We start from the raw sequence: 1,878 nt of genomic DNA, 5'->3' as shown, positions 1-1,878 counted from the left end.
CGGACACGCCGCCCGCGACGAGCAGCCGCTCGCCGGGCGCCGCCGACAGGCAGTAGTCCGCCAGCAGCGCGGCGTGCGCGGCGGGGTCGTAGCTCAGGGCCGGGGAAGGGTCAGTGGTGGGCACGGTCCGAGGGTAGAGCATCGGGGCCCGCTCCCTGCCCCTGCCCCGCTATCCTGCCCGGCACATGACGGTTCCACCCCTGCTCTCCACCCCCGACGCTCCCACCCCCGGTCCCTCCGACACGGCGGTCCTCACCGTGACCTGTCCCGATCGGGGGGGCATCGTGGCGGCGGTGTCGCAGTTTCTCTTCAACCACGGGGCCAACATCATCCATTCCGACCAGCATTCCAGCGGGCTGGTGGGCGGCACCTTTTTCATGCGGATGGAGTTCTCGCTCGGGGGCCTGGGCCTCGCGCTCGAACCCCTGCGGCGGGCCTTTCAGAGCGTGGTGGCCGACCCCTTCGGGATGGAGTGGCACCTGAGGGACGCCGCGCGGCCACGGCGCATGGCCCTGATGGTCAGCCGCTACGACCACTGCTTTCTGGACCTGCTGTGGCGGGTGCGCCGGGGCGACCTCAATGCCGAGGTGCCGCTGGTCCTGAGCAACCACGAGGACCTGCGGGGCGACGCGGAGACTTTCGGCGTGCCCTTTCAGGTGGTGCCCGTGACCCGCGAGAACAAGCCGGAGGCCGAGGCCGAGCAGGTGCGGCTGCTGCGGGAAGCCGGGGCCGACTTCGTGGTGCTGGCCCGCTACATGCAGATTCTGTCGGGGGACTTTCTGCGCGGGGTGGGTTGCCCGGTCATCAACATCCACCACTCGTTCCTGCCCGCCTTCGTGGGGGCCAACCCCTACCGGGCGGCCTTCGAGCGCGGGGTCAAGCTGATCGGGGCGACCAGCCACTACGTCACCGAGGACCTCGACGCCGGGCCGATCATCGCTCAGGACGTGGTCCCGGTGACCCACCGCGAGACGCCCGGGTCCCTGGTGCGCCTCGGCCGCGACGTGGAGCGGCAGGTGCTCGCCCGCGCAGTGAGGGCCCATGTCGAGGACCGGGTCCTCGTGGAGGGGGGCAAGACGGTCGTGTTCTAGCCGCTAATTCAGTTCCCGTGCCGCCAGCGGCACCCCCGCCCGCAGCACGTCGAGGCGGTCGAGCAGGGTCGAGGCCCGCAGCGCCTGCTCGCGCTGTTCGGGTTCCAGCGGCAGCAGGGCGGCGGCGTAGCTGGCCAGCAGCAGGGGCGAGTCGGGCGCGTTGGCGCGGAGTTGCTCCGCTTCTGCGGGATGCAGGCGCAGCAGGTCGCTCAGCAGCTTGCGGGCCGTCGCTTCCTCGGCGGGGGTGCCCAGCGGATCGGGCTCCAGCGGCCAGAGGTCCACCTCGGCGCTGAGGTAGGCGTGGGTGGGGTCAAACCCCCGCACCCGGAAGCGCTCGCCCCCCACGACGAGCACACTGCTCGTGCCGTCCTCGTGCGTCTCGGCCTCCAGCAGGTGCGCCAGGGTGCCCACCCGCGCCACCCGGTCGAGCAGGGTCGCGCCGCCCTCCAGCCGGGGCTGCATCCGCACCACGCCGAACGGCTCGCCGCTCGCCTGCACCCAGGAGAGCAGTTCGCGGTAACGGGGCTCGAAAACGTAGAGCGGCAGCACCTGCCCCGGAAAGAGGACGGTGTTGGGGAGGGGAAACAGTGGAACGGACATCTCTGGGGTCATGCTGCGCCTTCCAGGGTCGGGGAACGTCAGTCGGGACTACAGACCCGGCTCAGGTCTGGGCGTGCGCGACCGTTTGCGGCGTGGCGCGGGGGGCGGCGGGGCACCCCAGGCGGCGAGGTCCTCCGGGGTGGCCCCCAGCGCCAGCAGCGCCGCGCTGTCCTGCGGGCTCAGCCCG

The 1,878-nt window shown here is 72.0% G+C and carries 2 protein-coding genes and 1 pseudogene; 1 reads left to right on the top strand and 2 read right to left on the bottom strand.

Features of this window, described 5'->3' with window-relative positions; genetic code table 11:
* Positions 1 to 185 precede the first annotated feature (185 nt).
* A complete protein-coding gene (gene purU / locus QOL99_RS15870; RefSeq protein WP_285525248.1) occupies positions 186 to 1,091 on the top strand; it encodes a formyltetrahydrofolate deformylase in 906 nt (301 codons plus the stop codon).
* Positions 1,092 to 1,094: 3 nt separating this feature from the next.
* Here the strand turns inward: purU and QOL99_RS15865 are convergent, their stop codons facing one another.
* Positions 1,095 to 1,691 (bottom strand): LON peptidase substrate-binding domain-containing protein, encoded by a 597-nt coding sequence (locus tag QOL99_RS15865; protein ID WP_285525247.1) that lies wholly within the window; start codon positions 1,689 to 1,691, stop codon positions 1,095 to 1,097.
* A gap of 48 nt (positions 1,692 to 1,739) precedes the next feature.
* Positions 1,740 to 1,878 (bottom strand): annotated as a pseudogene (locus QOL99_RS15860) (tRNA (guanosine(37)-N1)-methyltransferase TrmD); the annotation flags it as partial.

This window comes from Deinococcus rhizophilus (genome assembly GCF_030271215.1).
Lineage (GTDB): Bacteria > Deinococcota > Deinococci > Deinococcales > Deinococcaceae > Deinococcus > Deinococcus rhizophilus.
This window is presented reverse-complemented; position numbering and strand designations above follow the sequence as displayed.